This window comes from Syntrophomonas curvata, assembly GCF_052976825.1.
In genome coordinates, this window is sequence record NZ_CM129641.1 from 108,686 (window position 1) to 132,468 (window position 23,783).

Here is a 23,783-nt window from a genome sequence, read left to right on the forward strand (position 1 = left end):
GGTGTTTTTTTATGCCTATTTTTATGCGGAGGGGTGAAGGTATGGCCAGTGGCAAAACGCCTACTCGAAGGCAAAGAGAAGTCATTGAAAGGTACAGGCTGAACTCGGGAAACTGGTTGATCCGGAAGAATCCGCCCGGTGAAATGCATTTGATCCACAGATTGACCGGACGGAAACGGATCTTGTTTTATTCGGAAAAAGGAGGGCGAAAGCTTGAAAAAACAGGTGTTTAAGGCGGTCGTTGTTGGTTTGATGCTGTTATTGATCGGCACAGATGCCGGAAATGTAACGGCACAGGAGCCTGCCTTACCGCCTTTGCAGAAGAAGGCGGTATTCACGGTGAACCAGAGTGCGGTCCAGGTCGACGAGGCTGGATTCATCATCGACGTATCTCCCTATATTGAGAAGGACCGCATTTTTTTACCGGCCCGTTACCTGGGGGAAGTGCTGGGAGCGGAGGTCATATGGAACGAAGCCGAAAAAGAAGCCGCCTTTAAACTGCAGAACGGCAAGGTCTTGATACTGAAGATCGGAGAAATCTTCTTGAACAACAACGGAAAGTACGAATTGATGGATGTGGTACCGGCCGTTATTCCCCCGGGGCGTATATGCCTGCCGGCCCGATGCGTATGTGAGGCTGCGGGGTACAATGTGGTCTGGGAGAAGGATACCCGGCAAATGACCGTAAAGAGAAACTGATGTAAGTAATACCATTGCTCGGAGAGCAATAAAAATAATAAGGGTGGTGGTGGTTTGGTTAAATGTTGTGGTACCTGCTGCCGTTTTGACCTTGAGCCCCGCTGGCCAAGTAAAGGTAAATGCCAGATAAATAAAAAGGATCGCAGGGCAAATGATATGCGAGGCTGTCTGGCCTGGAAGATCGCAGGAACTAATGAGCTGGAAAAGCGGCGTAAAGAACTGGATAGTGAGTTATTTGATTAAGGGTCAGGGCCTTTAATAAAGGAATAGGTTTAACAGCAAAAATAATCCGGGTTAAGCTATGCTTCACCCGGATTAGCGTTAAAAAGGAGGGCTTTTTGAATGGCTAATAAAGAGTTTTCTATACAAGAAAAACTTGAACTTATTACCAAAGAAATAAGTAAGGATGGTACTGAAGGTTGTATAAACTGTGATTTTAGTGAATATAGAAACGGAAAGAGAAACTATTGCACAATGCATGACAAAATCATTACGGAGTATGATCCTCCATGTAAAGACTATATGGAGCAAGGTTCATTGTAGCCCACCGAAAATTAAACAAGACATTTGGGAAGGAGCGAACAAGAAAATGATGGATGATATTACAAGAAAGCGGATGGCAGAAGAAAAAATAGCGGTTCAAATTATTCCTAATTATCTAATCAAAGAACACGCACCAGATTTTCCAGTATTAGCAAGGGAAGTAGATGAACAGGATAGATATTCAAAATCATCATGGTATAACTTATCCCCTTTGGCTTTCCACCAATAGGAAAACTTCAAGGCATTATATTTGAACAACAAATGATTACTAACTGCGCAGTCCAAAGAAATCCTGACTCAGAAAGAGTTAATTATATAAACCAACCCCAAAGGAGGAACGATAGATGTTATTTAAAGACGACCAGCAAAAGGCTTTTTATAATAGTTCCGTTGATAAAACTGGCAGCCATAGAGATCGTGAAAGAAAAGCGTTATTTTATACCCTGGGCCTTACTGCTGAGACAAGAGAAAACATTAATCAACTTTATGACTTCGATGAAAACTGCATTAAATCGGAAGGCCTAAAAAAGCCCTGGCAAACAGGAACCACAATCCGGGTTTGCCGCTTGGCATTCAACCTTTACAATGGAACTTGCGGACAATATGACGAATCAGAGCAGACCAGGAATTACACACCATACAACCTTTTTAATTGCAGTCTTGCACCTTACATGCTGGAGGCGATCAAAATTCTGTACGTATACAAGTAAGTCCGCTGCAAGCCATGCCTGTAAAGCATACCTAAGCCTGGGCATCGCTTTTGCTCCGTGGCCGTCCGCTCCTTCGGGTTACGCTATGCTGCACCCGAACCAGCTCCCCGGCAGGAGGGAGTAGTTAATCTTATTCTGCACTTAATGAAAATATATGCTATACTCTGGTAAGGAAGGGTAAGGAGAAGGAATAAAAATATACGGGGGTGTATATAATGAGTGCAGAACTGATCAAAAGGGAGAAAGTTATGCCCGAAACCAGACTGGGAAAGATTACTTCAAAACGGCAACTTACGATTCCTAAAGATTTTTTTGATAAATTGGGTTTATCAGGTGATGTAGAAATGATCCTTGATAATGATGAATTGCGCATCAGAAGATACCAGCGATTAGAAGAGTCACATGATTATTTTGCCGATTTGATTTTGAAATCTATCCTGGATGAAGGGATTGAGGGTAAGGAAGAGATTTTGAAAGAGTTCAGGCTGCGGATGAATTTGTTGCCTCTGGCAGTGCAAGACTATGTTAAGGATGTACGAGATAAGACAGCTTATGATAATCGTACGCCTGAAGAGTTAGACAAGGCGCTATTTGGCGAGGAATAGCATGATAGATTATAAGGTATCGCCAAAAGCGGAGAGGTATTTTAAAAAGTTAAAAGATAGGGAATTAAAGAAAAAGTACCGTGAAGCAATAATAGCTATACGCACAGACCCCTCCGTAGGAGTACCCAAAAAGGGAAATCTTAAAGGAATTATAGGGTATGATATATACCACAATGGCGTTAATTATGAAATGGCCTATGAGGTTATAGAACGGGAAGGGCAGTTGCTTATTATTATTCTGGCTGGTACACGGGAGAATTTTTATGATGAATTAAAGATATATTTGAAAAAGCGTATGAAATAAATTTAATGATATTGATACATAACACCCTGCGGGGTGTTTTTTTATGCCTGTTTTTAAAGATGTAACGATATTCAAGGCCGGCTCGCTTACCCGCCAGGCAGCACGGGAATGCTATCATGCCCGCCTCTCCAAGTCAAGGTCAGGCCCTTCGGGTTGGGTCCCTCCCCAAGGGGCCCTCCCAAACCTTGACCCGGAGCCTCTGCAGGCATGATGGTAGCCTGGCAAGCGGCGGGGGGCGAGCTTAAATATAGGTAAGGGGGAATGAGGGGTGCGGGAGGTTCTGGAGGTTCGATGGCAAGCGCTGAAAGAGGGGCGGGACAGTTTTGAGGCAGTCTGGGACTGGTTGAATGGACTGAGTAACGGGGAACTGGATAGTTTGCTGGCAGAGTTTGAAAGCCGGAAGACATGGAGGCAGCGGATGAAAACAAGAGATGCTGGCGTTTATTACTGCCCAGATATGCCGGGGAGATGTTTTTTTGGATTAGTATGAGTGCTCCGGAAGGCGGGATTTGTAATAGCTAAATATGGAAATCCCTACGGTTTAAGGGTAAAATAAGGTAACCAGATAGGGGAGGCCTCCGGCTCCTGGTGCAGTTGCCGGGAGAGGGGGTGGCAAGATGAGCTTTCTTGAGGTCAGCGGATTGTTGATGCTGCCGATGACGACAGCGAGTCTTGTGCTCCAGTTCAACCGTAAAAAATAAGCTAATACATACGTATTAGCTAAGTCGTAATTATTTTGTACTAACGATCGCACCAGGAGTTGTAGTAAACTTCCCACTATTATACATTATTGGATGTTTAATTCAATGAGATATCAGTTAATGAAAGGGGATGTGTGTATGCGGCGGTTTATGGTTATAGTTATTGTCGGTCTGCTGCTGGCAGCTGGTTTCATCAGCGGCGGTATTATTTCTCCGGTTTATGCGGCTTCGGATGTTAGTGTTAAGGTAGATGGTAAGCTGGTGGGGTTTCCTGACCAGTTGCCTTATATTGATTCCAATGACCGGACTATGGTTCCTGTCCGTTCACCGATGGAGGCTATGGGCTGCCAGGTGGAGTGGAATGATAAAAGCCACCAGGCGACTATTAGAAAAGGCGGAAATACTGCGGTATTTACCATCGGAAGTAATACTTATACGGTAAATGGGGTAAATAAAACTATGGATACCCGGGCGGTGATTACTGGCGACAGAACCGCTTTCCCGATTCGCTTTGCGGCGGAGGCCATGGGGGCCAGGGTGGAGTGGGATGCGAGTACTTATACGGTAAATATCTACACCCATGATACCGGGGTTAAGCAGGTGACTATTGATTGCTATAAGTCTTCTGCAGGAGCCTTAATAAATGATTATGAAGAGTTTAAGGTTTATACTTGGCCATTAGCAGTAAAGTTTGTAAGTAGAGACTCAAATAAATACCGGTTTGTCTGCACCAGCCACGAAGTATTAAATTCTCAATATTTTGCGACATTTGGTGATACTAGCGGTACTAAAAATGGGCCAGTCCGAGTAGATACTGGTTATTATGGTGATTTCTTTATCTCGAATGGATTTTATCAGAATAACGAGATTAAACCCGGCATGACGATTGAATACGATGTCTACAACGAAGCCGGCGATAAGCTCTATGAAATGACTTTCCAAATGTAGCTTTGATATTGATATACCGGGCAAGGCTCAAGCAGCCTTGCCTTCTTATTTTATTGGGGTTATAGCGAACTGTGATTCAGTTTACCTGCGCCGATGAAAATGTCAGTTTTATTATTATTAGGCTATAAAAACCCTTAAATAGTTTATTTACCTTGTTCTTCCTCTAAATATCAGATATATTATTGGTAAATGTATAATTTGCCATTTTTACAAGGTGGGAGGATAGGGAACTTGAATTTTGATAAACTGTTAGCAAGTGAAGAAAAGGTTATTGATACAGCAACTTTAAAAATTGAAAAAAATATTTTATGTTTTAAGGATTATTTTCTTCAGATAAGCAATATTTCTCAGGTATCAATAGCTCCGGTAAAAAAGCATTCATATCCTATATTTGCTTTTGTGTTGGTGATAATAGGAATACTGTTGGCAAGGTCTCATTATGAAGGTGGAGTTACCGTAGGGATTTTGCTTATTGTATGTGGCGGTTTTTTTATTTATACAGTATATAAGAAAAATTCTGACTTAGGAGAGGTTCTTAGTATTGAATTGAATTCAGGCAGCATATTTTGGTTTATAGTTAAAGATCGCCCCTTTTTGAACGAAATAATAGATGTGCTGCAAAGCTGCGCTAACAATAAATTAGCGAATTATATAATAGATATTCAGAATTCTACTATTACTGTTGGCGATAAAAATGTGGTAGAAGTAGATAATACAATTAACCTGCAGGGAACTGATTAATATGCGCAACATCAAGATTATTAGTGACAATTCTACCATTACAATTGGTAATAACAACGTAGTCCATGTTCGTAATGAGGTAAATATTGATTGGGAGTCATTAGAGAACGAACTTTTTGCCTTGATACACAAATTACCCGATTCATCAAACGAATTTACTGCTATTCAGAATGCTATAAAGTACACGGTCAACAGAGACGAAAAAGGCTTGGCAGCTCTAATTAAAAGCCATTTACCCGTTTTTACCTCCGGTTTATTTACTTCTATGGCCGGTGCCTTTTTAGTTGATTTTATTAAGAATTTCATTTGAAACTATAACTGTCCTAGCGTCCTCGCAAGAGGACTTTTTTGTTTATTATTCAGCTTATTTTGAATTTGAATGGCACCGGAACCTGACATATAATTAAATATGGAGGTGAGGCCATATGTCAACTCTGGAAAAAGCGATGGTGCTTTTAAAGAGATTATCCCCTGAAAAACTGGATATAGTAATTTATCTTATGGAATCTTTAATGGTAAAACAGCAAATAGAATCAATGAATATTGAAGAGATAACTCCCGAAGACGCAATGATTATTGATGCCGCCCTGGCCGAATTAGAAAGTGGTTTAGGAGTTGATGCGGAAAGTGTCTGGGAAGAAGCCGGAATATAAGCAAATTGTCTTTTCTCCGACAGCTAAAAAACAATTTCTCGATAAATTCGGTACAAATAAGAATCAAAACCGGCATTCAGAAATTAGCTTAGTTCCGCCCCAGGGCGATATATCAAAATTAAAGGGACGGAATGACCAATATAGGTTGAGAATCGGGGACTGGCGCATAATCTTTAGATTAAAAGACGTAATCCAAATCGTAGCCATTCTACCGCGAGGACAAGCATACAAATAAAAGTACCCCCTTTTTTTAGGGGGCTTTTTTATTTTCTGGGTATCAAGTCAGGGAAGGAGGTAGACGAACGTGAACATAGATATTTATGAAAGGGGGAAGCCAGGCTGAAGTTAAAAACAGCATTAATCATCATACCGCTGATCCTGGTGATGATTTTTCCGGGCAAGGCCCAGGCGGCTCTGCCTCCTGCGTATCAGTTGGGATTATCGCAGGCAGATGTAAATAAACTTACTATTCCACCCACTGGAATCCCCGATGATACCGGAGAAGAATATGCAGTGGATTATAGGCGTATACAAGCCCCAAGCCGAGCCACTAAAGAAGAGAAGCCAACCGCCCAGTTTGAAGTCCTGGCAAACGGTCAGGCGATAGGACAGAGCGATCCCGGCCGCGACCTGGACGCTCCCACTGCCGTAATAGACATTAATCTTAACGATACTATCACTCTCCGCGATATCAGCCGGGCTTATCCGGGCAATAAGTTGTGCACCTGGGATCTGCAGTACAGGATCCTGCCGGTGCCGGAAGAAGATATAGCGGACATAGATGCTTACCGCAGCCAGTTTACTATTAAAGCCCTGGTTGATTTCCGCAGTGAGCTGTCCGTTTCCGGGGAGGGGATAAACACCTACTTCCAGGAAGCTCTGCAGGAAATGAAAGATACCTATCCGGAGCAGGACTGCTATATCGAATTATATTTGGAGGTAGCCGATAAGGATAAGATGACCGGTCAGGAAGGCTGGAGCGATAACGGAACCTACGCCTATCATAAAACTAAAGCTATGGGCAGCCCTTATACCAAGGGCCATATATGGTACTTCTCCGCGGCTTTGCTGAGAGTGAATGCCAAGGGGGTACCCGATTTCTTTCCGACCCCGGAAGGCTCCGATCGGTGGCAGGAATCATTTAAGACCTGCGCTAAAACCTATATCGGTACTCCCGGTGAGACCGTAAACATCAACTTCTCCCTGCATAACGCCGGTGACAAACAGACTACCGATTTTGCCGCCGCCTGGTTCGGCTCCGGCTGGAATGACCCCATCTGGAAAGTTGATAATATCACTTTGGATAAGGGAGAAAAACAGGACTTTAACTTATCAGTAAAAGTCCCCGAACCAGGACAGGAAACCCGTTTAGTCTTTCTGGCCAACCTAGACGGCAAGACCCCGGCCGCGGAATCAAACCAGGAAAACAATATCATGATAATCAGGATTACATCAAACGTTAATCTATCGGCAGTAAGCATCAAAGCCGGGGCATCACCACCAGTAACCGGGGGACATTACAACGGGACGGTAACATTCAAAAACAACAGCAATGTAACCCTGTATAATGTACCCATCGCGGTATTCAACAACGGTTACAGAACAACCCTGAGAGATATATTCTGGACCCCCGTTACCCAGGCCGACTTCGGCCCCGGGGAAACTAAGCAGTTCACCTTCCAGTGGACCTTATGCGAATACAGCAAGCTGGAAGGCGTTATCAACGTTGAGCCGTTAACGACCGTCTACCCGGAAGATAATTACAAGGACAACAAAGTAATGACGGTCGTTTCCGCCCCGATGAGCGGAACCGGGCAGCAGGAACTGACCTTCCAGGCCTGGCGGCAGTGGTCGTTCATAGACGTGATGGGGGAACCCAGGGAATACAGAAAGCCTAATACCGCCAGATATACTGATATTGTTGAAACAACACTCACCCCGACCAATATTAAGAAGGTGAAATATACGGTGTCGCAGGGTGAAAGCGTTGATTATACCAATACCATAGCCCCGCCGGTACCAACTTGTGGAGACAGCTGCGGAGCCTGGAATACTATGACCGGCTGGGAGATCACCAAGGCTACCCTGCATTACCCAGAAAAAAGCGAAGGATTTACCTTTGGCCATCCTTTCTGGGATAATGATTGGACATATAAGTCTATGAAACCGCAGGGTAAGGTGGCAAAAGAGAAAATCAAAGAAGAATGGGCGATGGACGGAGCACCGGTTTTTGACCGGACTATTAATGACTTTGTCGGCCCGCCAAAACACTATACTCTGCGGGCCAACTATACCGTGAAAGTAACCTATGACCAGACATGCGGTTATCTTGTATGCGAGACGGATGATGAAGGAAATACAACCTGCTGGTGTGAATATGAAACGACTAAAGGCTTAACTGCTATATATAACTATACCGGTACCGGAAAGATTCTCATTGATGGAACGGGAGCTGCGCCTGTACCTACTCAACACGTGGAAGAATTTAAGAATGTCTTTCCTCATTTGGTTGAAGTGCCATATTAGAATTGCTGCCGGATCCCCTGGTCATTACTGGCCGGGGGATTTTTATGTCGGTAGCTCTTTTTGACGGCATACATATAGACCCATCAGGAAATCAAGCAAAGAGGGTGGTTTGATATCAGAGGGATAAAGAAATTATTAAAAAACGAGGAGGGATTTCTGGCTACTACTATCTTAGGGGTCGCGGGGATAATTGCGGTAATAGCTCTGGTGGTGATTGTTGTTCTCTGGATTGCAGCCTATACCAAAGCTTCAGACATATACGATACAGTGGGATCAGCAATGGACTACGCAGTTTCATCAGTCAGCATAATGACCACAACCGGAACCAGAACCAGTGAAGAAACAGATCGTAGTGGAATTGAAGATATGAGCCAGGAGAAAGTCATGGGCAACTTCATAGTTGCTTTCTGCCAAATTACTGAGGGCAGCTATGATGGGGGAGAGTTCGTTGTCCCTGGATTACCCGGCAATATTATCATAAAGGATTTTTACCCGGTATATCCGGGCGATCCTATCCCGCCTGCACCGACAGGACCGGGCATGCCCAGGCTGGAAGGAGAGGAAGCTAACCAGCCGGGTTATGTGGTCCATGTTGATGTTCCCATATATGCCGGTGGGTTGTGGAAGATAAAGCCTGCCAGAGTAGAAATGAAGCTATATAGAATATTACAGGCTGCGCCCGTTAAAACCGGATAGTCATACTGCATCCCTCGGTCAACGATCGGGGGGGGGTTTATTATGCATAAAAATTCTCGTTTATTAATTGTTTTCGATAGAAAATCCCTATACCGAAATCTAGCAAGAAGTGAGAGACGATTGCTGGAATAAGTGAACCTGTAGCAAAAGTAATAAAATACCATGGTATTCCTGAGAGGAAAATAATTATCATATGTGGAGTTGCTTGCTTAAAGGTTCTTGTGAAAGAATCGGCAAGATCATCTTGATTATTCAATAAATGGCTCAAAGCCCATAAGCTATTTAAGATAAAAGCAATAAGAATAACACCTGAATAGTTTTTTGGAAAAAGTACTAAAACAAAACCTCTGGTATAGCCTTCCTCCCAAATGCTTGCTGTTAGAGACATTATTACTAATCTTCCAACGTTACCTTTAGTCAGACCCTTGCCAACAAGAAACTCCATGCTTTTTCGCCAGTTAGAGTGCCTGTTGAAAAGTATTATTCCAACAGCTATGTACAAGAGCCCTATACCAGTTCCATATAGCAAATTAACCGATAATCCTTGAATTTTTATAAGACTTAAATCTTGTAGATATCCTGATGGTGTGAGCTTTTCCAAGGAGTAAAACATTAAACCTAAAGATAGTAATACCCAAAGGGGGCATATTATTCTGATTATACGGTTTGTATCTTTATTCAAAAGGATCAACTCCGATCCAGTACTCAAGCACTGTATCTTTTATTATATTTTTCTTGTTACCGGGGCTTTAATGCTTCTATGGTTTCTGCCTAATAAATGCTGGGAACCGGAAAACGATTTCCTTGCGGTTTTATCTGCAAGACCTTGGCTCATAATACTGCTTTTACTTGTTGCTTATTACCTGACAGATAAAGAATATTCTATGGGAAAAGACCGTCAAAATAAGGGAAAAGAATATCAAAATCATACAGAGAAAGAGTAGTCACATTATTTTGGCTTTTATCAGCTAACATCTACCGGAATCGACTTTGTTGTCAATCTTTTTATAACTATATATTACCATATGCCCCCGGCGGAAATGCCGGGGTTTTTATTATGCAGGAGAACCGAGAAAGAGGGTGGTTAAATCAAGAATTAAAAGTGATTCCAAGGAATATCATGGGTGTCGCGCACCTAGGTTTAGAGTGATTTAGATCAATTCAAGGAGGTTAATATGACAGGCTTGCAAGCAATCAATGGCAACTGGAGTGAGGCTATTAAGAGGGAAAAGGAAAGGGTAATTGATGATATTGTACACACACTAAGCAATGAAAACCCTAATTTATTTGCTCAGACGGCCAATCAATATGAATCCTTGTATCCCGTAGTACAGTCAGCCGTTATTTCTTCGCCCCAGATACCGGCTCAGGAGCAGGAAAAATACATAGAGATTTTAATGGGCCAGGCGGTCGGATACGGACCGTTAAAACCTTTCTTCATGGGTGAAATTCAGGGACCTGAAGGTTTGATAGACGCAATAGATATAACCGAAGTTATGGTTAACCCCAACCCTTTAGGCAGGCCCCGGGTCTTCTACGGCTGGCATGGCCGCCAGTGGTATGCCGGGGATCATTTCTTCGAAGACCATGACGAAGTGAAAAACTACATCCAGAAAGTATGTGAAGATGCCGGAAGAGGATTCAACGAGGAAAACTCAATTGTGGACGCCTGGCTGAAAGACGGCAGCAGGTTAGCTGCTTTCGGGTTTAAAGTATCTCCCACCGGGCCAGCGTTTACGATCAGAAAATCTCCGCTGGTAAGACCGGCCATGCCGCTTGCTAAGTTGGTTGAGAATCAGATGTTCCCCCCGATCGTTGCCGATATGTTCCAAGAATTACTGATTGCCGGGCATGCCAATTTCGGAGCGTTCGGGCGCACGGACAGCGGAAAGACTACGGTGATCCGGGCTTGCGGGGATTTATTCGACCCCGATGAGCGGGTGATGATTGGGGAGACTTCTTTTGAACTGTCCTTTCCGCATCTGCCCAACTGCCTGAATCTGGTGGAAGTAGGTTTTGGTGACCGTAAGCTATATACCATAGGTGATATCAACAACACAATGCTCAGGAATAACCCGGATCGTTCTGTTATTGGTGAGATAAGAGCCGGTGAGATCGTATCGGCCAGCGAGGTTGCGGAAGTTACTCCCGGGGGATTCATTACTTCCGGTCACGCAGGCGGAGTGAGGGAGCTTCGTTCGCGATATCCCAAAATGTTTGCCCGGGGCGGCATGGAACTCAAATATGAGCATGTGGACGACCAGATCAGCACTATGTTCCACTTCTTAGTCTTCTTCGGCAAACCCGGCGACGGTATCAGAACCATGACCGAGCTTATTGAGGTAAAGCCGGACGGAGTTTATGAACCTATCATCACTTTGGATTATGCCGAATACGCAGCCAAAAAGGAACGCCGGTGGATTTACCATAAACCCGTTTCCGAAGAACGCCTGGCCCGGTTGGCTTTCGGCGGTGCTGTCATACGGCCGGAATATGAAAAAGTACATGAAAAGTACCTGTACCCGGAAAAGAAGGTGATGAATTGAAATTTCTATTGTTCTTATGTATCGCAGCCGCACTAATGGCTGCCTGTTTCAAAGAACTTCCTGAAAAAGAGAGTATCCAGGGATTTTTAAGAAGATTAGGGGTTCCGTCATTAGCGGCGGTTCTCTTTTTTTTAGCCGGTTCGGCGTTATTTATGACTCCTGTGGCCGGCATATTTTTAGCTTCGCTGGGATGGGTGCTGGCAGTAGAGATTGACCGTTATGTCTCATCATACCGGAGCCGGCAGGTTCAAAAACAATTGAAGGATTTTGTGACCAGCGCCACCAGCCTTTATATGGCTGATAATACCACTCCGGAAGTAGTCCGGATGGCTTCTACCTATATGTCCGAACCGATCGCGTCTGATTTGCGGAACATGCTAATTGAAAGACAGCTTAAAGGAACTGCCTTCCCGGTTATGTTCAACCGGCTTTCCAATCGCTATCAGATCCCGGAGATGGGCGCTGTGGCCAGGATAATCGAAGCCGGGGATATCACCGGAGGTGCCAGGGCAATTGCCCGGGGGTTATCCCGGCTGGGAGATGCAATGAGGCGGAGGGAACGCATACTGGCAGAAAGGTACCGGGGCATCTTGGAACCGGCGATTGCAGCCGGTCTAGTGCTGATAATACTGATCGGGACCTCTGTTTTGGATGCGACCACATTCAGGGCGGTATTTGTAACAAACGGCCTGGCCGGGATGATGCTCGGTATAGGGGTGGGTATCATAGTGGGGTTATCTTTACTTATATTAAACCTACTAAAGAACAAGGATGTGGGGGTGTAATATGGCTCTGGCTATTTTCATCTGTATCTTTACAGCTCTTTATGTCTGCTTTGCTGTTGAGGAAAATGTGGGTATGACCATGGCTGAGATAACCGTAGATAACGTGAGAACCAGTATTCTAAGGAAACTTAACTCCAACGGCCGCTGGGAGAAACTAAATAACATTCAGAAGAACGCAGAGGACTTCTTAAAAAGAGCCTTTATAGTCGGAATCTTAGGTGGCGCGCTCTTGTTTTTGGTGACACTTGGATACTTGGGGCCATACAGTATAGTCTTTCTGCTCACAGGTATTGCGGCAAGCGTCTTGATTGCGGAAGCCGCGATCAATAATGCATATCAGGTATGGCAGGTTAATATGGTCCAGGGAATCCCGGCTCTGATTGATTTTCTGCCGTCTTTTCTGGAAACTCCGGGTATCACCACCCGGGCAGCATTGGAATACACAATCCCTTTTATACCGGGTCCGCTGAGAGAAGAATTGAACAAGACTTTGGAGGTTATTAAGCGAACCGGGAACGCCAGACGGGAGTTAATGCTGTTATCTTCAAGGGTACGCCATCCGGTTGTGGAAGCAGTCTGTACAAGACTGGCTACCACTTGGGATGCAACTATTAATCCGGATTTATTTTCCGACCTGCGGGAAGAAGTGGCCAATGTACAGGAGATGGCCGCCGCCAGAGCTACAACCAAGAAAAAAGGATTGTTTGTAGTAGTTGTATTGGTGGGAATTCTCGGCATGGGGCTACTGGCCGGGTTCCCGATAATATCGAATATATTAAATTCAGTCAGCTCCGGTTTCGGAGCATAGCCGGGAAATCCCGGCTTTTTCTTTTTCAAGGGGGTGAGAATGTTAGTTGCATACACTGTTTTGATTTTTCTGGCCTGGGCTGCCTATATAGATTGGCAGAAACATATTATTCCAAACTACGTTTCTATTATAGTCTTATTTTTTGGCTTTTATCTTCATTTAACAAATGATACCTGGCTGTTGGGTTTTACGGGGTTAGCTGTTGCAGGTATTACCCTGATTCCTTATTTGCTGGGTAGTATGGGAGCGGGCGACGTGAAACTCTTTTGTTCACTGGGCTTTGTGATGGGGCCTGCAGTATCAGTTCTATTATTTCTTGTGCTTGTTATCTTAGCTCTTTTCCTCATATGTATGTGGTTTGCAAAGCACGATACGAGGCTTCATATACCGCTCGCTCCCTTTATTTTGGCCGGATATCTGGTTTTGGGAGGTGTGGCACTTGCCGGTAAAGTTATTTATTCATAAAGAAGAAGGAGGGATAAAAGGAAGCGTATGGACAATAGGCGTGGTGGTCTTAATCATATTTATTATTGTTGTTCTCTTTATAATAGCGCCCGATCTGGTCTATGCCATTATCTATCGACTTGCAGATTTTGTCTTAGGTAATTATGGAATCTAATCATCTAAAGGAGGGTTATTTGTAAATGAAAGTTGTGAAAAAAATCAAGAAGTATTGGAAGCGCTTTTGCCATGATGAAAATGGCGACCTGGGAGCTGCAGCCTGGGTGATAGGATGCCTTGTGATTGTTGTAGTAGTCGTTCTTGTTATTAAAGCTCTGGCTCCCGATACTGCCACTAATCTTTGGAATACGGTATGGACCTGGGTGCAAAGTCAGTTCGGAATTAACTAGGTGATGCCATGATAGAAAAACCGGTAATGTTTGTTTTTATTGTTATCTTGTTGGTGTTCTTCCTTACTGGGGGAGTAGTAGTAATCGGTGGGGTGATGAAGTGGTACCAGATTTCAACTCAGACCCATATCATTGTCAATACCATGGCACGATATGGTTATTACAACGGCACCTGCGAAGATTCCTTACAGTCGTTTTGCGACCGTTCAAACATTAAACGAAGTAATTTAACCCTGCAGCTGGTACCGACAGACAGCAGCGATATAAAAGTCTATGGCGAAACAGTATCCGTGAAAATCAATTATCCATACAGCAAAGGACTGTTTTTGGCAGATATGCATACAATATTTGACTATGACATCAAGACCAGGGCTGCTGCAGTAAGTACCTTTGTTCCCGGGCTGTATGTGGTTCCATGAGGATAGGAACCAAGGGACGAGATATCGTAGTATGGGCTTTTTATGTGCTGTCCGGTATTGGAATCCTTACCCCCTGGATCATATATATTCTTATCCCAGAAGGGGTGGCCATGGTTGTCATTGCCTATTTCCTTCTGATTGAAAGACCCAATGCAATTCGTTACCGTCAGGTGGCGCTTTTACCAATTCATCCTTTCATAGCGAGAATTCTTCTCCGGAAGAGATTTTTACAGGGAAAATGGAATGCAGCGTATGAAGTACACATCATGGTTTCTGATGCTGTGTCTTTGAAAGAACAAAGAAATAATATTGTCTCCGACATACAAGACATTATTAAGACCCGTCCGGGTCTTTATTATTGGGAAACTCATGTTGCTATACCGATGCCCATCAAACGTGTTGTAAAGAAACTTGAAAACGAAGGGGCCGGGTTTTTGAGTGAGGGGGTATTATTTCCCCGGCCTCCGTTTGTTTACACCAAAAGACGTTACAATAAACCGCTGCACCATGGCGCAGCAATTGTTAAGAAGGAGGATTAGATTGCGTAAGAAAGTCATCATTATTGTTGTTTGCCTTCTGGTTGCGGCGATATTGACCGCTTTGATCACCAAGGGGGCCAATCAGAAGTATAACGAAGTTTCAAAGAGTATAAATGTTTGTGTGGCCTCTGAGTTCGTTCCGATGGGAACAAAAGTACAGCCTGGAATGTTTAAAACAATTCCGGTACCGGAAGTCACTGCTAAAAAATTAAAAATGGTCACGGATAAAAGCTTAATCGAGGGGAAAGTACTCTGCAGTCATGCACTAGCCGGAAATCCAGTTTATATGAACCAGGTCAGCAAAGAATCTGCAGGCACAAAAGGAGCTTTTAAGAAGGTTGGACTGCCGGTTACGCAGCCTTCCAGCGACCAGGCTATTGCCGGTGACCGGGTTGACGTATACCCGGTCTTTGCGAATGAAAACAATCAGCTTGTAATGGCTGATGCTCCCCTTGTAGAAAATGCTTATGTCGTAGCCAGTTACGACCAAGGGGGCCGGGTAATTGCACCTACTGAGGACGACGGCATAGGAGCACAAACCAAAAACCGGGTCCCCACTATGGTTGAGGTTGAAATCCCTGATGATAAAGTCGCTGTCGTAGTAGGGTATGCAGCAAAGAAACAAATCTATTTGGTGAGGAGGTAATCAATTGCTTCAGTGGACAGCTACAAAGACAAATGTAGTACTAGCCGTTGAGCCGGGGATTGATGATATTATTCTGGACAACCTTCGGCACATGGAGCCGTTCAGTGATGATAGCAGGTGGCATTTTTCTTCAATTTCACATAGTGACCTGCTGAATACTATTGTAAATCCGGATATATTGGTTATCTCGCGGTTTTTGCCGGGGGATAAACCCCATGAAATACTCCGCTATGTTCACGAACACTATCAAAATCAAAAAACGCATGTTGTATTGCTGGTAGGAGCTAAAAACGAACAGTGCCGCCATTATATGAGACTGGCCAAAGAGATGGGATTTATGAACATAGTAACCGGCGATCTCCCGGGTGATCTCCCTTATACGTTAGATCAGGCTTTGCAGTATTCCTTGCCTGAAGTGGAAGCATCCCAAAACAAACATAATACTGTATCGGAAGCACCAGTAAAACAACGTAATCGTGGCATTATAATCGCCTCTGCGGGGGCAAAAGGGGGAATCGGGAAGACCTCGGTCGCGGCAGGAATCGTGCAGGCTTTAGCGTTGCGCGGAATACCCATTACCGCAGCAGATGCTGACTATTCCAGACAGGATCTTACTGCTTTTTTTAAGGTTGATTCACGAGGTTTCATAAATAATAGAGACACTAAAAGTTCGGTAGTGCCAATAGACAGAAACGTATATGTACTACCTGGCTCCGGTTGTAAAACTCCGATGAATTGGCCAGACCCTGAAGAAGTAAAGGCAACCCTGGATGCTTTAAGGGATACAGCTTCCTACGTAATTGTTGATACTCCCAGTGATCTGAATTGTCCTCATACGCCGGTTATCTTGCAGGAATCCGATCTGATTCTGGTTATTATCGACCAGAGCCGCTTCACCGATCAGGATATATTTGACTACGGCAGCTTTTTGTTGGGCCTCGGTATTAATCCTCATAAAGTTAAGCTGGTTGTAAACCGGTATAGCCGCAGGCTTATGCCGGTACAGGAAATCGTCAGGGCTTTTAACCAGGGTATACGCGGTGATGTTCAGATAGTGGCGCTGATTCCCAACCAGTGGGAAAAGTATGCCAGGGCCTCTCATAAGGGACAGATTCCGGGTATAAACAAAGCCCCATGGCAGGCAATAGTAAAAGAAGTATGTGCTGGTAATGTCTCTGCCCAAATTCCAACTCGCAAAGCGGGAATTACCCGGATATTTAAAACTATAAAAGGGGGAATGTAGATGCGGTTCCAATTAAAGAAGCTGGGATTTTTCCTTATGCTTATATTTTTCTTAAGTCTTGTTCAAAAGCCTGCGGAGGCTTCTGCCGAGCCTTGGAAGACACCGCCTATCCCGCCGGGCTGGACATACTTGACCGGCACCTGGGGTACTGGGTATGTAATACAAGACACCCATGGAAATGAATTTGTATGGATACCAGTGGGGGCAGTAAATGCCCCGGGAGGCGTAGCGGCTCTAACGCATTATGATTGGGGAAAAGGCTTAACTGCGCCTGATCAGATACAATACGAAGAAATACCGCTTCAGATCACTGATGCTATTGCTGCTACAGGTGGTTTCTATGTAGCGAGATATGAAGCTAGTAATAATGGGGGGAAGGTCCAGTCCAAACAAAACCAGGCCCCTTGGAATAATATTAGTTGGTCTAATTCAATAACCCAATCCGAAAATATGGCCATTAATTATAGTTGGACAAGGGTTTACTCCCATCTATTATATGACAAAGAATGGGATGTAATCTGTAAGTGGCTGGAGAACAGCGGTGCTAATGTAACAGATAGCACTAACTGGGGTAACAGTGCGAATGACCCTTATACCGGGAATAATAATTTAATGAACACGGGTGCCTATTCAGAGTTTTGTAAAAACAATATCTACGATTTTGCGGGTAACTTATGGGAATGGACAATGGACGCATACTCTACATACTCTGGTGAACGTCTTACGCGCGGTGGTTGTTACAACAATTATGGAAGCAACTTTCCAGTGTCCTATCGCGGCAGCTATGGTGCGTTCGGTACGAGCTCCTCCATTGGTTTCCGTTCGGCGTTCGTAGTCCTGAACTCTGCTCCCTCTGTAGCTCTGACAAATCCAGAGCAAGGAGCGAGTTTTTCTGAAGTAAACGGATACAATCAGCTTGCTCTGTCGGGTACCGTAACCGATCCGGATAACGATAATGTGACCGTATCCGTAAGGGTTAGAAAAGATGGCAGCGTTATATTTACACAGGACCAATCGGTGTCGCAGTGCGGGTCAGGCAAGCCTTTTTCTTTTTTATTTACAATTGACCAAAGTAAACCGGAAGGTACGTACACGATTGACCTTTGGGCCAATGACGGGAGGTAGGAGGTAAAAATGAAACACAAATTAATAGCTCTTATGGTCATGCTTGCTTTTAGCATTCAAGGCACGGCTATTGCTGCAGAGAGTATCCATATCAATAGGAATATACTCGTAGATAAAACCGCACCCCTGGCTCCGGTATTGACCGGTGTACCGCCCGCCTGGGTGAATAAAGATGTTCAGATATTAGTCGATAATCTGGTTGACCCGGTAAGTAACGGGGTATCATCCGGGGTCAAACAAGTGGACTATGAAATAAACGGGGTACAGCACAGCAACCCGGGTTCAGCAGAGTTCCAAATAGCTATTACCGATGAAGGTAATCATAACCTGTCGGTAAAAGCAGTAGATATGGTAGGGCACGTCGGGCCTGAAGCCGTTGGGGCCGTAAAAATCGATAAAACCGCGCCGGTAATCACAGTCACGGGTATTGATAACAACGAGACCTATTACAGTTCTGTAAGCCCCGTATACAGCGCAGCTGATGCCGGGGGCTCCGGCCTGGCCGGCTGTACGGCAACTATTGCCAAAGACGGTGGTACACCTACTCCCTTTACATCTGGAACGGCGGTAAATACCCCGGGAAATTATACCTTGGTTGTCAATGCCTCTGATACTGCTACCAATACTGCCAGCCGGACCATGCAGTTTAATCTGAGCGCTCCGGTTGCTCCGGAGCAGCCGACCACTGCCGCCTTGACTCCTCAATCAGTAAAGGTAGAATGGACCGCCGTTCAAGGAGCAACCGGATATCAATTAATGGATGGAGTCACTCAAATAGCTGATGTAACTGAACTTTCATATATCCACGAAGGGCTTTTGCCGAACACTGTCCACCAGTACAAGGTTGTCGCGTATAACCCCATGGGTAACAGCCCGGCCAGTCCTGAAAAAGCAGTATTCACTCTGTCTAACGATCCTGCTAATCTTCAGGTAACCGGTAAGACTTCAACCAGCCTCGCTTTTTCATGGGAAGCCAACGGCAATCCGGAAGGGACCGAATATGCCGTAAGTATTACCGATGGTGCTGGATACATTGACACTGTCCCATTTACCGCTAATCTGCTGGCCCATGAGTTTACCGGTTTGGTTCTGGGGAAAGAGTATACGATCAGTGCTAAAGCGCGCAACGGAGACGAGATAGAGACCGCGGGTGTTAATATAGAGGCAAGTACCAACAAGGCGCCGGAATTAACCATTTCTGCTCCGGAAACAGGAACCGCTTATTCCCAGGCGGAGGGATACAATATTATCACCGTCTCGGGAACCGTGTCCGATGAAGACAACGACAGCGTAACCGTGACTGCCAGCGTTTACGGGATAACCAGGTCGGTGGTGATAGAAGACTGCCAGGGAGGGAAGCCTTACAGTATAAGTCTTGATGCGGTAGCCCTTCCGGAAGGTTCCCATACTATTGAAGTTATAGCTGATGACGGCAGATAGGAGGGGGACAATGCGTAAAAGCTTAACCACTTTTATATTAATCGCCCTTCTGATTTTAGCCCAGGCTTCCTTTGCCTGGGCTAAAACAGATACCGGATCGGTAGATATTATTGTTGACCTTACACCGCCTGAAGTCAATATAACTGGGGTTACAGACGGCGGGAAGTATTCCTCGCCGGTAATACCGATTGTATCAGCCCAGGATAACAGCGGGGAAGTAACGGTAGCAGCTAATCTTAAACGATTTGGCCAAATTGCAGCCTGGTTATCCGGGCAGGAAATTTGTGAATATGGAACCTATATCCTCTCAGTATCTGCAATTGACCGAGCGGGAAATAAAGCCGGTAAGAACATTTCCTTTACTTTGGCCACTTATGCAGGGCTGCCGACAATCAGTATTGACAAAGACCAGTATACTACCGGGGATAAGATGACGATAACCGTAACTGATTATAATCGAATCGGCCAGGAAAATATTGAAGTCATTTCCTATGGAATCCAGGGCAATCCCAGGATTATATGCAGTGAAACCAATCCAGGCATTTTTGAAGGAAGCCATACTTTTATCAAAGAGCTATTATCAGGCGGTTTTTATGTTCGTTATGATTACGATATCAGTAGTAAAAAGTATATCGAAGCTTCAGGCCGTTATGTTATATCCCTGAATAATGGGGGAGGTAACAATGGAAATACAGCAGAAGCACATAAACCACACAATGAATCACCAATTACTGAACTTCCTGGTAACGTAATCGGTACCGTTGAAGGGAACGAGGTTCAAGCTCCTTCTGGTGATACAGCGTTTTTTAAGCCTGGTGCTGATGGACAATATGAATATGTTCCAAGCATTTATGATCCGGCAAGTGGCAAGTATACAATTCTGGGCGGAAACGATAAGTATGTTATGGTAACTTTGCCTTCCCCTTCAACTCAGAGTTGGGCCAGCCCGGCCAAAGACTGGTTTGAAAACAGGGGGATTGCTCCACCGGCAGGAGAAAATATCACAACAAAAGACGTTACACAGGTAGCTGCCCGTGCCACCGGAATAAATCCCGGTATAAGCGGCTCTACATTTGTTACTCCGGCTCAAATGGAGCAAATCATTAATAACATCCTTAAGGCTTCGCCAGTAAAAGTAAACCAGGCGGAGATAAATAAGTGGGCTAATGAGCGCCGCAACCTGTCCAAACCGCTTACCAAAAGCGAGGTTGTGGTTACGATGTACTGGTTCCTGCAAAAAGCCAATATGGCGAAATAAGAAATCTAATTTATTAATCCCTTTGCATAAAGCATTGGGGTTTTTTAAGTAATCTTACGGAGGTGTATGTTTTGGTAGGTGCCGTAGTCTATAAACATCTTAAACTGATAAAAAAGCATGATTTCGCTACATACATACATTGCCGCAGGGTGGCTCGCATTTCCGTTTTTATTGGCCAGGAATTATCACTTGATCAGTCTATTCTGCAATATTTACACTATTCTGCATTACTCCATGATCTTGGCAAAGTTAGTATTTCAAAAGAAATACTAAACCGTGGTGAAAAACTGACTTTACAGGAGTGGGAGATACTTTATCAACATCCGGTAACCGGAGCCGGTATGATACAGGCTGAAAAGACTATAGGGGAGGAGATTATTGCCGGTATTATTGCCCATCACGAGCGCTGGAACGGCAGAGGATACCCTTACGGCCTGGCCGGAGAGAACATACCGCTAGCCGGTCGGATCATAGCCATAGCTGACGCTATGGACGCCATGACCTCGGCGCGGCCGTATCGCAGAAGGCCTCTGCCTTTTGATGAAGCCGTCGGTGAGATTTTCTCTCTTTCCGGCCAGCAGTTTGACCCGTACATTGTGCAATCTGTGCTTAAACGCTAAGGATGCTTTTATTCTCTAATGGTTTTGTATCTCAACCTGAAAAAACTCCCTGCGAATTTATCAGAATCCGCTTTTTGTGCCGGGATTAAACGCCCGGCTTTTTTTGTTTTATAAGGAAAAACTTGTGGGGGTGATTTTGTGCAGCGTATGCATAAAATCCAGAAAGGGAATTCTGGGGGGAGAAGGATGGCTGAGAAGCAAATCGAGGTTATTTCTGTTTACGCTGAACCAAATCCGGAACGGGATGAAAAGATTCTAAAAGATATCGCAAAAGCAATCGCAAATTACATTAAACGAAAGGGCCGAAATTAACGACACATCGGCAGCCTTGCCGGCCATAATGATCATCTATTATATAGAAGATGTATGAGATATTTTAATTACGTTTTGCAAATATAAAGGTTGATTTAATAAGGGGCTGTTTCCGGCCTGTAAACTTGACCAGGAAGATGGTTTGTTCAATTAGGCGTTATAACCGGTATTGAGATATGCAACATAAGGGACATGATGATTGACCAGATGTGCGAAAACAGTCGTCTAAGCTCAGATATAAACCGATAAAACGGATGATTTGTCCGGTGGCTAGACAAAATCATCCGTTTTTCTCGTTCACTATATCATGGAACACACAAATCCCGAAGAGAGTAAGGGCAGTAATTTATCCCCCGGGTTTTACGATTAGAAATACCGGGTGCAGCGGCGACCTATATATAATGATAGGTGCTCGGCCTTGTATATGATTAATTGTTCAAAATACTCCAGCAAAAGTTTACCGTAGTGGTGGTTAAAAGGTTGATAAAACCATATTAACAGCAGCAAAAAAAATATAATTTGGTTAGAGGAAGTCGCATGTGAATATGGAATATATAGTGACTGTAAGTTTTATTTAAAATAGATTCTTAGTCTCGGTATGGGTCAAGTGAATATTACAAAAGTGCGCAAGAGGGGGAGTTTAATTTAAACCTTGTTTAAGTACAGCCTGATTTATTAAGACGTGCTATGAAAAGTCAATAGGTTTAAAAAAGTTCTTTGACAATCACATAGAGATTCCGGTTACCCATTGGGGTTTGTGGGCGACCAGGTATAATTCGGGTCAAAGGGGCGATTTTCTTTCCAAAGAGAATAGATCAAATGCACCAAACGCCGCGCTACAGCTCCGGTAGCCACACTCGAATGCTTGCCCTGGCTGCACTTCAATTCGTAAAAAGCTTTCCGTTCCGGATTGCATCTGCGGGCCGAAACGGCAGCCAGCCATAGGCTGTTGCGTAAAACAGGGGAGCCCCGTTTAGACATCCGATTACGGGTGCCCTCAAACTGACCCGAAGAGCGAACCGTAGCATCAATACCGGCATAAGCCACCAAAGCCTTGGCATTAGGGAATCGACTAATATCGCCCACCTCGCCAATGATGGCAGCAGCCAGTACAGGACCGATGCCAGGAATGGTCTCCAGAACATGGCGGTAAGGCGTATCAGGGCTGGGGCGCATTTCCTCCATGACCTGGTTGATGGCTTCCTCAATGACAGCGATCTGATCTTCAATGAATTCAACCTGTTCAACCATAAGGCGGAGTTCTAGAGTAAAAGCGTCCAAGGCCAGGTTAATCCCAAACGTACCCTTGGCCAAAGCCTGAATCTGTTCAGCCCGTTCTGCACCGAGGCGGCCGCGGGAGTGCTGCTTAAGAAAGCCAGTCAATTCTGAGATATCCAACTCGGCGATTTCCTCGGGTTCACAATAGCGCTTAAGCAATTCCTTGGAAGTGCGAATAAAGACATTAGAAAAGCACTTGGGGTATTCAGGAAAGATCCGGTCGAGGATACCAAGCACCCTGTTCTTTAAAGCGCCGATCTGGTGCACAAATTCAATTCGAATACGAGAGAGGGTTTGCAGCTTCATTACCGTTTCCGAAGCCAGATTGGCTTCAGGGGCAAGACCAAGACGCAGCATCTCAGCCAGGAGCAAAGCATCCTTCTCATCAGTTTTGATTTTGCGAATGTAGAGATTGCGCAGGGCATCAGACTGAATAGGATTAATAACGCTAACCTTATAGTCCAGCTCCTTAAGATGGCAATAGAGAGCTAACCAGTAATGCCCGGTAGCTTCCATGCAGAACCGAACTCCATCAGGAGCAACTTCTAAACCATTGATCGCTTGCAAAAGCTTTTCAAACCCCTTGTGAGTATTCTCGATAAAAATCTGCAAAACCGGTTTACCTGTCTCATCAACCAGGCAAAGCTCGTGACGGTGCTTGGCGATGTCAATACCTGCATAGAACATACTAACCCCTACTTTCACAAAATACGGCAGGTTCCCTTTAGCCCCTACGAGCCTCAACCTTGCGCGTAACTCGCAGCATGCGGCAAGCCGCATCAACAAC

Annotated in this window: 32 protein-coding genes; 30 read left to right on the top strand and 2 right to left on the bottom strand. The window is 44.6% G+C overall.

What is annotated here, in order from left to right:
• Positions 1–41: 41 nt before the first annotated feature.
• The 16 genes from ACU70B_RS00575 (at position 42) to ACU70B_RS00650 (ending at position 9,126) form a co-directional block, all read left to right on the top strand.
• Positions 42–233, top strand: coding sequence for a DUF6906 family protein (locus ACU70B_RS00575; RefSeq protein WP_447184425.1), 192 nt, complete (start codon positions 42–44; stop codon positions 231–233).
• Positions 214–699 (top strand): copper amine oxidase N-terminal domain-containing protein, encoded by a 486-nt coding sequence (locus ACU70B_RS00580; protein WP_447184426.1) that lies wholly within the window; start codon positions 214–216, stop codon positions 697–699. Before ACU70B_RS00575 ends, ACU70B_RS00580 begins: the two co-directional genes overlap by 20 nt.
• A 54-nt stretch (positions 700–753) precedes the next feature.
• On the top strand, positions 754–942 hold the full coding sequence (locus ACU70B_RS00585; RefSeq protein WP_447184427.1) for a hypothetical protein: 189 nt from the start codon (positions 754–756) through the stop codon (positions 940–942).
• A 99-nt stretch (positions 943–1,041) separates the two neighbouring features.
• Entirely contained in the window at positions 1,042–1,242 is a 201-nt protein-coding gene (locus ACU70B_RS00590) for a hypothetical protein (protein ID WP_447184428.1), read from the top strand.
• A gap of 46 nt (positions 1,243–1,288) precedes the next feature.
• Positions 1,289–1,471 (top strand): hypothetical protein, encoded by a 183-nt coding sequence (locus tag ACU70B_RS00595; protein WP_447184429.1) that lies wholly within the window; start codon positions 1,289–1,291, stop codon positions 1,469–1,471.
• 115 nt (positions 1,472–1,586) lie between these two features.
• On the top strand, positions 1,587–1,952 hold the full coding sequence (locus tag ACU70B_RS00600; protein WP_447184430.1) for a DUF6075 family protein: 366 nt from the start codon (positions 1,587–1,589) through the stop codon (positions 1,950–1,952).
• 215 nt (positions 1,953–2,167) lie between these two features.
• Complete coding sequence (locus ACU70B_RS00605) at positions 2,168–2,557, top strand: AbrB/MazE/SpoVT family DNA-binding domain-containing protein (protein WP_447184431.1); 390 nt, start codon at positions 2,168–2,170, stop codon at positions 2,555–2,557.
• A 1-nt stretch (position 2,558) separates the two neighbouring features.
• Positions 2,559–2,861 (top strand): type II toxin-antitoxin system RelE/ParE family toxin, encoded by a 303-nt coding sequence (locus ACU70B_RS00610; protein WP_447184432.1) that lies wholly within the window; start codon positions 2,559–2,561, stop codon positions 2,859–2,861.
• 268 nt (positions 2,862–3,129) lie between these two features.
• Entirely contained in the window at positions 3,130–3,351 is a 222-nt protein-coding gene (locus ACU70B_RS00615) for a hypothetical protein (RefSeq protein ID WP_447184433.1), read from the top strand.
• Positions 3,352–3,700: 349 nt separating this feature from the next.
• Entirely contained in the window at positions 3,701–4,510 is an 810-nt protein-coding gene (locus ACU70B_RS00620) for a copper amine oxidase N-terminal domain-containing protein (protein WP_447184434.1), read from the top strand.
• A gap of 231 nt (positions 4,511–4,741) precedes the next feature.
• The gene (locus ACU70B_RS00625; protein WP_447184435.1) at positions 4,742–5,251 is read left to right on the top strand and encodes a hypothetical protein; all 510 of its coding nucleotides are present in this window, start codon (positions 4,742–4,744) and stop codon (positions 5,249–5,251) included.
• A 1-nt stretch (position 5,252) separates the two neighbouring features.
• Positions 5,253–5,561: a hypothetical protein gene (locus tag ACU70B_RS00630; RefSeq protein WP_447184436.1), complete on the top strand. Its 309-nt coding sequence runs from the start codon at positions 5,253–5,255 to the stop codon at positions 5,559–5,561.
• A 115-nt stretch (positions 5,562–5,676) separates the two neighbouring features.
• Positions 5,677–5,904: a hypothetical protein gene (locus ACU70B_RS00635; protein ID WP_447184437.1), complete on the top strand. Its 228-nt coding sequence runs from the start codon at positions 5,677–5,679 to the stop codon at positions 5,902–5,904.
• Positions 5,870–6,139 carry a type II toxin-antitoxin system RelE family toxin gene (locus ACU70B_RS00640; RefSeq protein WP_447185674.1) on the top strand — a complete coding sequence of 90 codons (270 nt, stop codon included), beginning with the start codon at positions 5,870–5,872 and terminating at the stop codon, positions 6,137–6,139. The genes ACU70B_RS00635 and ACU70B_RS00640 overlap by 35 nt, the downstream gene beginning before the upstream one ends.
• Before the next feature lie 146 nt (positions 6,140–6,285).
• Complete coding sequence (locus tag ACU70B_RS00645) at positions 6,286–8,430, top strand: COG1470 family protein (protein WP_447184438.1); 2,145 nt, start codon at positions 6,286–6,288, stop codon at positions 8,428–8,430.
• Between the two features lie 279 nt (positions 8,431–8,709).
• On the top strand, positions 8,710–9,126 hold the full coding sequence (locus ACU70B_RS00650; RefSeq protein ID WP_447184439.1) for a hypothetical protein: 417 nt from the start codon (positions 8,710–8,712) through the stop codon (positions 9,124–9,126).
• Positions 9,127–9,166: 40 nt separating this feature from the next.
• Here ACU70B_RS00650 and ACU70B_RS00655 read toward each other — a convergent pair whose 3' ends face one another.
• The gene (locus ACU70B_RS00655; RefSeq protein ID WP_447184440.1) at positions 9,167–9,808 is read right to left on the bottom strand and encodes a CPBP family intramembrane glutamic endopeptidase; all 642 of its coding nucleotides are present in this window, start codon (positions 9,806–9,808) and stop codon (positions 9,167–9,169) included.
• A gap of 493 nt (positions 9,809–10,301) precedes the next feature.
• On the opposite strand from ACU70B_RS00655, the gene ACU70B_RS00660 reads away from it, so the two are divergent.
• From ACU70B_RS00660 to ACU70B_RS00725, 14 genes are all read left to right on the top strand, one after another.
• Positions 10,302–11,672, top strand: coding sequence for an ATPase, T2SS/T4P/T4SS family (locus ACU70B_RS00660; RefSeq protein ID WP_447184441.1), 1,371 nt, complete (start codon positions 10,302–10,304; stop codon positions 11,670–11,672).
• On the top strand, positions 11,669–12,457 hold the full coding sequence (locus tag ACU70B_RS00665) for a type II secretion system F family protein (RefSeq protein WP_447184442.1): 789 nt from the start codon (positions 11,669–11,671) through the stop codon (positions 12,455–12,457). The genes ACU70B_RS00660 and ACU70B_RS00665 overlap by 4 nt, the downstream gene beginning before the upstream one ends.
• Position 12,458: 1 nt before the next feature.
• A complete protein-coding gene (locus tag ACU70B_RS00670) occupies positions 12,459–13,265 on the top strand; it encodes a type II secretion system F family protein (RefSeq protein WP_447184443.1) in 807 nt (268 codons plus the stop codon).
• A gap of 39 nt (positions 13,266–13,304) precedes the next feature.
• On the top strand, positions 13,305–13,730 hold the full coding sequence (locus tag ACU70B_RS00675) for a prepilin peptidase (protein ID WP_447184444.1): 426 nt from the start codon (positions 13,305–13,307) through the stop codon (positions 13,728–13,730).
• A 179-nt stretch (positions 13,731–13,909) separates the two neighbouring features.
• On the top strand, positions 13,910–14,116 hold the full coding sequence (locus tag ACU70B_RS00680) for a hypothetical protein (RefSeq protein WP_447184445.1): 207 nt from the start codon (positions 13,910–13,912) through the stop codon (positions 14,114–14,116).
• 8 nt (positions 14,117–14,124) lie between these two features.
• Entirely contained in the window at positions 14,125–14,535 is a 411-nt protein-coding gene (locus ACU70B_RS00685) for a hypothetical protein (protein WP_447184446.1), read from the top strand.
• A 110-nt stretch (positions 14,536–14,645) separates the two neighbouring features.
• Positions 14,646–15,074, top strand: coding sequence for a hypothetical protein (locus tag ACU70B_RS00690; RefSeq protein WP_447184447.1), 429 nt, complete (start codon positions 14,646–14,648; stop codon positions 15,072–15,074).
• Between the two features lies 1 nt (position 15,075).
• Positions 15,076–15,720, top strand: coding sequence for a CpaB family protein (locus ACU70B_RS00695; RefSeq protein WP_447184448.1), 645 nt, complete (start codon positions 15,076–15,078; stop codon positions 15,718–15,720).
• Positions 15,721–15,724: 4 nt separating this feature from the next.
• The gene (locus tag ACU70B_RS00700; protein ID WP_447184449.1) at positions 15,725–16,963 is read left to right on the top strand and encodes a CpaE/TadZ family protein; all 1,239 of its coding nucleotides are present in this window, start codon (positions 15,725–15,727) and stop codon (positions 16,961–16,963) included.
• A complete protein-coding gene (locus ACU70B_RS00705; RefSeq protein ID WP_447184450.1) occupies positions 16,964–18,088 on the top strand; it encodes an SUMF1/EgtB/PvdO family nonheme iron enzyme in 1,125 nt (374 codons plus the stop codon).
• A gap of 9 nt (positions 18,089–18,097) precedes the next feature.
• On the top strand, positions 18,098–19,528 hold the full coding sequence (locus ACU70B_RS00710) for a fibronectin type III domain-containing protein (RefSeq protein WP_447184451.1): 1,431 nt from the start codon (positions 18,098–18,100) through the stop codon (positions 19,526–19,528).
• 10 nt (positions 19,529–19,538) lie between these two features.
• The gene (locus ACU70B_RS00715) at positions 19,539–20,786 is read left to right on the top strand and encodes a hypothetical protein (RefSeq protein ID WP_447184452.1); all 1,248 of its coding nucleotides are present in this window, start codon (positions 19,539–19,541) and stop codon (positions 20,784–20,786) included.
• Positions 20,787–20,857: 71 nt separating this feature from the next.
• Positions 20,858–21,406 carry an HD-GYP domain-containing protein gene (locus ACU70B_RS00720; protein ID WP_447184453.1) on the top strand — a complete coding sequence of 183 codons (549 nt, stop codon included), beginning with the start codon at positions 20,858–20,860 and terminating at the stop codon, positions 21,404–21,406.
• 186 nt (positions 21,407–21,592) lie between these two features.
• Positions 21,593–21,718: a hypothetical protein gene (locus ACU70B_RS00725; RefSeq protein ID WP_447184454.1), complete on the top strand. Its 126-nt coding sequence runs from the start codon at positions 21,593–21,595 to the stop codon at positions 21,716–21,718.
• 741 nt (positions 21,719–22,459) lie between these two features.
• Here the strand turns inward: ACU70B_RS00725 and ACU70B_RS00730 are convergent.
• On the bottom strand, positions 22,460–23,683 hold the full coding sequence (locus ACU70B_RS00730) for an IS110 family RNA-guided transposase (RefSeq protein ID WP_447184455.1): 1,224 nt from the start codon (positions 23,681–23,683) through the stop codon (positions 22,460–22,462).
• Between the last annotated feature and the right edge of the window lie 100 nt (positions 23,684–23,783).